Source organism: Vibrio mimicus CAIM 602, assembly GCF_000338875.1.
GTDB classification, from domain to species: domain Bacteria; phylum Pseudomonadota; class Gammaproteobacteria; order Enterobacterales; family Vibrionaceae; genus Vibrio; species Vibrio mimicus.
Window position 1 is genome coordinate 1 of sequence record NZ_AOMO01000056.1, and the last position, 6,042, is coordinate 6,042.

General features: G+C 41.2%; 9 protein-coding genes. 8 read left to right on the plus strand and 1 reads right to left on the minus strand.

The window, feature by feature from the left end; all coding sequences use genetic code 11:
* From D908_RS03920 to D908_RS03905, 4 genes are all read left to right on the plus strand, one after another.
* The coding region (locus D908_RS03920) for a GNAT family N-acetyltransferase (RefSeq protein WP_005526492.1) at positions 1-140 on the plus strand (140 nt) is incomplete at its 5' end.
* 133 nt (positions 141-273) lie between these two features.
* Entirely contained in the window at positions 274-708 is a 435-nt protein-coding gene (locus D908_RS03915) for an Imm26 family immunity protein (protein ID WP_005526496.1), read from the plus strand.
* Positions 709-1,454: 746 nt separating this feature from the next.
* Complete coding sequence (locus tag D908_RS20715) at positions 1,455-1,589, plus strand: DUF645 family protein (protein WP_235047383.1); 135 nt, start codon at positions 1,455-1,457, stop codon at positions 1,587-1,589.
* 196 nt (positions 1,590-1,785) lie between these two features.
* The gene (locus D908_RS03905; RefSeq protein ID WP_005526502.1) at positions 1,786-2,232 is read left to right on the plus strand and encodes a hypothetical protein; all 447 of its coding nucleotides are present in this window, start codon (positions 1,786-1,788) and stop codon (positions 2,230-2,232) included.
* 183 nt (positions 2,233-2,415) lie between these two features.
* On the opposite strand, the gene D908_RS03900 is transcribed toward D908_RS03905, so the two are convergent.
* Positions 2,416-2,646 carry a PAS factor family protein gene (locus D908_RS03900; RefSeq protein WP_005526503.1) on the minus strand — a complete coding sequence of 77 codons (231 nt, stop codon included), beginning with the start codon at positions 2,644-2,646 and terminating at the stop codon, positions 2,416-2,418.
* Positions 2,647-3,039: 393 nt separating this feature from the next.
* On the opposite strand from D908_RS03900, the gene D908_RS03895 reads away from it, so the two are divergent.
* The 4 genes from D908_RS03895 to D908_RS03880 form a co-directional block, all read left to right on the plus strand.
* Entirely contained in the window at positions 3,040-4,386 is a 1,347-nt protein-coding gene (locus D908_RS03895; RefSeq protein WP_005526505.1) for an SIR2 family NAD-dependent protein deacylase, read from the plus strand.
* 150 nt (positions 4,387-4,536) lie between these two features.
* The gene (locus D908_RS03890; protein WP_032467707.1) at positions 4,537-5,091 is read left to right on the plus strand and encodes a sugar O-acetyltransferase; all 555 of its coding nucleotides are present in this window, start codon (positions 4,537-4,539) and stop codon (positions 5,089-5,091) included.
* A 169-nt stretch (positions 5,092-5,260) separates the two neighbouring features.
* Positions 5,261-5,647 (plus strand): VOC family protein, encoded by a 387-nt coding sequence (locus D908_RS03885; RefSeq protein WP_032467708.1) that lies wholly within the window; start codon positions 5,261-5,263, stop codon positions 5,645-5,647.
* A gap of 158 nt (positions 5,648-5,805) precedes the next feature.
* On the plus strand, positions 5,806-6,042 hold a 237-nt coding region (locus tag D908_RS03880), incomplete at its 3' end, for a hypothetical protein (protein WP_005526511.1).

A 6,042-nucleotide genomic window follows, 5' to 3' on the forward strand; every position in this document is an offset into this window, starting at 1 on the left:
CAAACGACGCATCAGTTGCATTACATAAACGGTTTGGTTTCAGAGAAGTCGGAGTGTTCAATGAATATGCGAAGAAACATGGGCAGAACATAAGCTCAGTGTGGTTAGAAAAGGCATTTAACGCAGAGTCCGCTTTATAACAAACAATTTAAGAGTGATTCGGCACGCGTGGCATTTTTGGTATGCGTTGGTTTTAGTGGTTAAGGTGGTATGCGGAAGCATCGGTATTGCGTGCCTCACACCTTAATTGGGCGTTATGCATAAGGAGAGTCTATGCCAAGACAAGTAGCTAAAGTCGGAGATGTATTCTGGGTGCAAATTGAAGACGACTCGTTGGTGCTTGGACAGATTGTTGAAATTAATAAGGAAGTACTTAATTCTTTTACTTGTGCTTTCTTTGATATTAAAAATAATTTTGAAGATTACGATCTATCAAGGCCTATTTCAGTCCAGTTTGTAACCAAAGATCTTTTTAACAGAGGTTCATGGACTCGAGTTTCAAATAAAGAAGTCGAGATAAGTGAAGATATCCTGCCTTATAGAGAGACTGCCATTAATGGGTGGATTGGAGCAACAGTCGTTGGATCTGGCATTATAAGGAACTTCCTTTCTGCATTTTATGGTTTACGTGCTTGGGACGAGATGCATGATTCAAGTTACTACCAAAAGTTGTTGTTGCCTGACATTCAGCGTCACAGAAATGCATAACAAAACGTTCAAGAGCGATTCGTAAACGCGTGCCAATTTCGCTTCGCTCCAATTTTGGCACACTTTTACTCACGCCTTAACGTGGCGTTATGTGTTTTGAGGATTATATGAGATTTCCAGATTTACGTTTGCATGATTCGGTCGTTCAATCTATCGAGTATTTGTGGGAGCAAAAATCAGTTCGAATAACTGGATTACTATGCTCGAAAGAGAGCGTGCATTTCGAAATTGGTTTCTCAGAGGTATCAGCCGTGAATATAACCCAATCAGAGCCGTGGGGACCATCGGTTTCAGTCAACGAAGTAAGAGTGTCAGAGAAAGGAGCGTACATTATAGAGATGCAATCAGGAGACGATATCCAAGTATTTGCTAGTTCTTTCGCCTACAAAGAAGTACACACATAACAAGGCGTTCAAGAGGGATTCATGCCGCATGGCATTTTTGGTATGCGGTGAGTTTTAGTGATGAAAGTGGTCTGCGGGAAGTTGGTTTGTGCGGCATTCACCCCTTAACGCGGCGTTAGCTTCTTAAAGCAAAAATCATCAAAATCTAAATTTAATCGTTCTGAAAAAATCAGCTTCTAGCGTTCAAATTGCACAATTTGGCTTTTGAGTTTGTTCTTGATGCTGTTTTGGTCGAATGTGTTGAAAGTTCAGTGGTTTCAAAGTCGCTGAAAACTAGCAAGCCTCGATGCTTCAGTGTTGTTAGATGTTCAACTCGGCAAGTTTAGTTTCATAAAAGGCTGAATCATCGCTGTGATCTGGCTTTCTTTGTCGCGGACTCTTAACCGTGGCCAACTTAGCCTAGATCGTTTTAAGTTTTGGCAGCCCACTTCACAGCTTTTGGCGTTGGACGTGTGTTTGTGTGATGCTTTTGCGTAAAATGCATTTCAGGGAAATTTTTTAAAAATCATTGTGAAACAACAGGCTACGAAGCTAACAAACGCCTCAAGAGGGACTGTCAACGCGTAGCGTTTCCAGTCCCATTGAGCCGCGGTGGTTGCAGTTGTTGTGTTTGAGTTTAGTGGTAATGCGTTGTCAGCCCCTTAGGCGGGCGTTAGGCATTCAGGGAGGAAAGATGCACATTTCAAGAAATAAGTACCTATTTATTGCGGCAATATGTTGTTTTGCTGCCGCACTTGCTCATATTGGCTGTATTGCTTTCGGAGGCGATTGGTATCGCTTCTTTGGTGCAGGTGAGCAGATGGCACGGATGGCAGAGCAAGGACTTTGGTATCCGACAGTTGTTACCTCTGTCATCGTTTTGGTGCTTCTTATTTGTGCGCTTTACGCCCTGTCTGGTGCTGGTGCAATTAAGCGTTTACCACATACAAAATTAGCCTTAATCCTCATTACCAGCATATTTTTACTACGTGGCATTTCTTTCGTTGGGTTAATGCCAATGTTTCCAGAAAACAGCCTGACATTTTGGTTAATTAGTTCTGGTATATGTTTGTCTATTGGCGGCCTGTTTGCTTTAGGTTCATGGCAGCAGAGGTCTGTCTTAGGTGCAAAAAATGCCTAACAAACGCCTGAAGAGGGACTGTCAACGCGTGGCGTTTCCAGTCCCATTGAGCCGCGGTGGTTTCGGTTGTTGTGTTTGAGTTTAGCGTTATGCGTTGCCAGCCCCTTAGGCGGGCGTTATGTGATGGAGCATAAACAAAAACAGCCCTTTTGATTTGGGCTGTGTAATAGATGATGAACATAATTAATGTTCAGGCATTTCTAATATTCTAATAGCACTCTCAATTGCTTTAGTGAAGTCTTTATTACTTTCAAGTTTTCCAGAACTTGCTGGCCCTAAAGCACAAGAATACAAAGCGAGTTGTTTCTCAAAAGACAAATCCAACTGTTCATATAAGTACTGTCGAGTTTCAGCGTGTTGCTCAGGTTCTTGGTTTGCAAGACTAATTAAAGTTTCAGAAATAAGCGATTTCATGTAATTTCCCTTGTTATCTATTTCATTGGGTGCATATTGATTATATCGATTAATAAGAGATAGATCGTGAGCAACAATCACATAACAAACGCCTTAAGAGGGACTGTCAACGCGTGGCGTTTCCAGTGCCATTGAGGCGCGGTGGTTACGGTTGTTGCGTTTGAGTTTAGTGGTAGTGCGTTGCCAGCCCCTTAGGCGGGCGTTATGTTTTAATAGGATAGTTATGAGTTGTATTGAACATTTATCTGAAGATGCAAAGCAGAGTCTTTTTGCATCAGTGTTTACCGAAAACTACTTCTTTTGGGTAGGTTCAGGTTTTTCTTATAATTTGGATATGGGAGTTGGGGGGATGTTCTTGTAGAGATAAGCAAGAAAATTGAGTATCCATTAGTATTGGATTTGAGCAATCCTCTTAAGGCAGCAGAACTGCTTTTCTCTTTTTCTAGAACTCATCACAATTATTCCGAATATGAGTTTAATTCGCTTGTATCAGGGGCTCTATTAGACCTCAAAAAGGATACTGCTGATCCAAGTTGGATACGACGTTTCAGAGCACTTGCTCCTAACATGATAGTCACCACTAACTGGGATAATGTACTCGAAAATATCTTTGATGGATTAGCTAATGTCGTTGTTAGAAAAGACTCGTGTCCTAAAGTCACCAGCAATGGAAAAAATATATTCAAAATTCACGGAGATCTAGGTCGTCCAGATTCAATAGTCGTGACCCAAAGTCAGTACTTTTCGTTTCAACGTGAAGACACTTATTTGAATCGTAAGATTTACACACTATTCTCGGAAGCATCTCCGATATTTATCGGCTACAGCTTAACGGATCCAAATATCGGCTTTCTCTATGATGAAGTTTACGCCGATTTGGGTGAAGAGAAGCCTCCCGCGTTTATGATTGTTTACCCAAGTGTAAGTGACAATGTGTTGGAAGAGTCTCGCTTACTATTCCAAGATAAAAACATATTTATCATAAAAGCCGAAATAGGTGAGTTTCTTGAAGATCTTGCTAAAGAATATACAGAGTACAAAAAATCAAATAAGCGATTCTTAATCCAATACAAAAATATTGAAAAGCGCTTGAGGGAGCTCTCTACAAAAATCGTAGAAAATAAGCCTATAACTGATGAAGATATTCTCAATAGCTTCAACAATAAGGAGTCTCGAGATCAAGCGATTTCTGCACTAGTCGAAATATTATCTTATCCGGTACTTTATAAAGAGTTTGGCGGTGAATTACTACAACCCGAAAATAGAATGTCATATAGAGAGATTGACCAGTTCATTCAAGCTGTTGTCACTATCTCTAATAAAAGTCATTATCCTTCTGAAGAGGTTCGCGACCAGTTTCACATGTCGGTTCTAAAGGCATGTTCAAAAACAGATGGCGTATGGGATTTTTATACTGCTAGCAAGCCTTTCATGAATATTTTAAGAATATCTCAATTTCCAGATTCGCCAGTTTTTGAACCTAGAATCCTTCATATTATTGATATTCTACGTTGGTCGGCACCATCAGAGCGCGGTAAATGTTGGTCAACTTGGCGCACCTTTTGTGACTATTTAGAATGGCTATCTAATAGTGACATTGATGCAATGCTCAAGCACTTGGAGGCTGATGATAAACTCAATATGAGATCCTCAGACATTCGTTGGTTGGAGAAGCTAAAAACTAGTAAGCATTGTAGTGAAGCTCTCAAATTGAGAATTGATGAACTAATTAAAACATAACAAACGCTTCAAGAGGGACAGCCAACGCGCGGCATTTTTATTATGCGTTGGTTTTTGTGGCTACGGTGTTATGCGGAAAGTTAGTAGTAGCGTTGTCTGCCCCTTAGGCGGGCGTTATGAGCAGCATTAAAATTTAGAACTGAGTTGTATATGACAGAAAGAGAAAAAATGCTCTCTGGTGAGTATTACGATCCGAGTGACGCAGAGCTCGTCAAGCTGCGTCTTGAGGCTCGTTTACTCACAGAGAAGCTAAATCAAACAAGTGTAAGTTGCCTAGATAAAAGAGTAGAGATAATCAAATCCTTGTTAGGTTCTACAGGAAATAGCATTCACATTGAATCTACCTTCAACTGCGATTACGGGCTGAATATACACGTTGGTGAGAATTTCTATGCCAATTTTGGCTGTGTTATTTTGGACGTAGCGGAAGTTCGTATTGGCGATAACTGTTTTATAGCACCACAGGTCGGTATTTATACGGCAACTCATCCAATCGATCCGATTCAAAGAAACAGTGGGTTAGAGTTTGGAAAGCCAATCAGAATAGGTAACAACTGTTGGATTGGAGGTCATGCAACGATCAACCCAGGAGTAACGTTAGGTGACAATATTGTTGTTGCGTCGGGAGCCGTTGTAACAAAGAATTTTGGTAGCAATGTTGTCATTGGTGGCAATCCAGCACGAGTGTTAAAAGCAATCGAGTAACCTTTAGCTAGCTGCTCATAACAAACGCCTCAAGAGGGACTGTCAACGCGTGGCGTTTCAAGTCCCAATGAGCCGCGGTGGTTACGGTTGTTGTGTTTGAGTTTAGTGTTAATGCGTTGCCAGCCCCTTAGACGGGCGTTATGTGTTTTCCTAGAAAATGGAGTTTCTGATGAAAATTAGTCACCTTGATCATTTGGTTTTGACTGTTGCAGATATTCCAACAACAACGAACTTTTATGAAAAAGTGTTGGGCATGAAAGCTGTTAGTTTTGGCGCTGGTCGGATTGCTCTAGAGTTTGGTCACCAGAAAATCAATCTTCATCAACTCGGTAATGAGTTTGAACCTAAAGCTCAAAATGTCAGAGTTGGGAGCGCAGATTTGTGCTTTATTATCGACATAGTTCTATCTGATGCGATGAAGCATGTAGAGAATCAAGGCGTGACTATCATGGAAGGACCTGTAAAACGTACAGGTGCACAAGGTGTAATCACATCATTCTATTTCAGAGACCCAGATGGGAATATTATTGAAGTATCAACGTATTCAAACACATAACAAACGCCTTAAGAGGGACTGCCAACGCGTAGCGTTTCCACTCCCATTGAGCCGCGGTGGTTACAGTTGTTATGTTTAAGTTTAGTGTCATTCGTTGCCAGCCCCTTAGGCGGGCGTTATAAGCAAGTTGAACTTTGGGCTTTAAAGGAAAGTAAAAAATGGAAGTTGAGTATTTTGTAAATCGCCCAATTACGCCAGAGCAGTTTGTTGACCTCCTCAATCAGACAACGCTTGGAGCTAGACGTCCAACCGATAATCACGAATGTATCAGTGGGATGTTGGCACATGCAGATTTGCTTGTTTCAGCTTGGATTGGTGAGTGGCTTGTCGGTATTGCTCGTTCGGTGACAGATTTTCATTACTGCTGTTACTTATCGGATTTGGCTGTCTCGGAG

Coding starts and splice junctions, on each gene's coding strand:
- D908_RS03915 (WP_005526496.1), top strand. CDS start 274: ATGCCAAGACAAGTAGCTAAAGTCGGAGATGTATTCTGGGTGCAAATT.
- D908_RS03905 (WP_005526502.1), top strand. CDS start 1,786: ATGCACATTTCAAGAAATAAGTACCTATTTATTGCGGCAATATGTTGT.
- D908_RS03900 (WP_005526503.1), bottom strand. CDS start 2,646: ATGAAATCGCTTATTTCTGAAACTTTAATTAGTCTTGCAAACCAAGAA.
- D908_RS03890 (WP_032467707.1), top strand. CDS start 4,537: ATGACAGAAAGAGAAAAAATGCTCTCTGGTGAGTATTACGATCCGAGT.
- D908_RS03885 (WP_032467708.1), top strand. CDS start 5,261: ATGAAAATTAGTCACCTTGATCATTTGGTTTTGACTGTTGCAGATATT.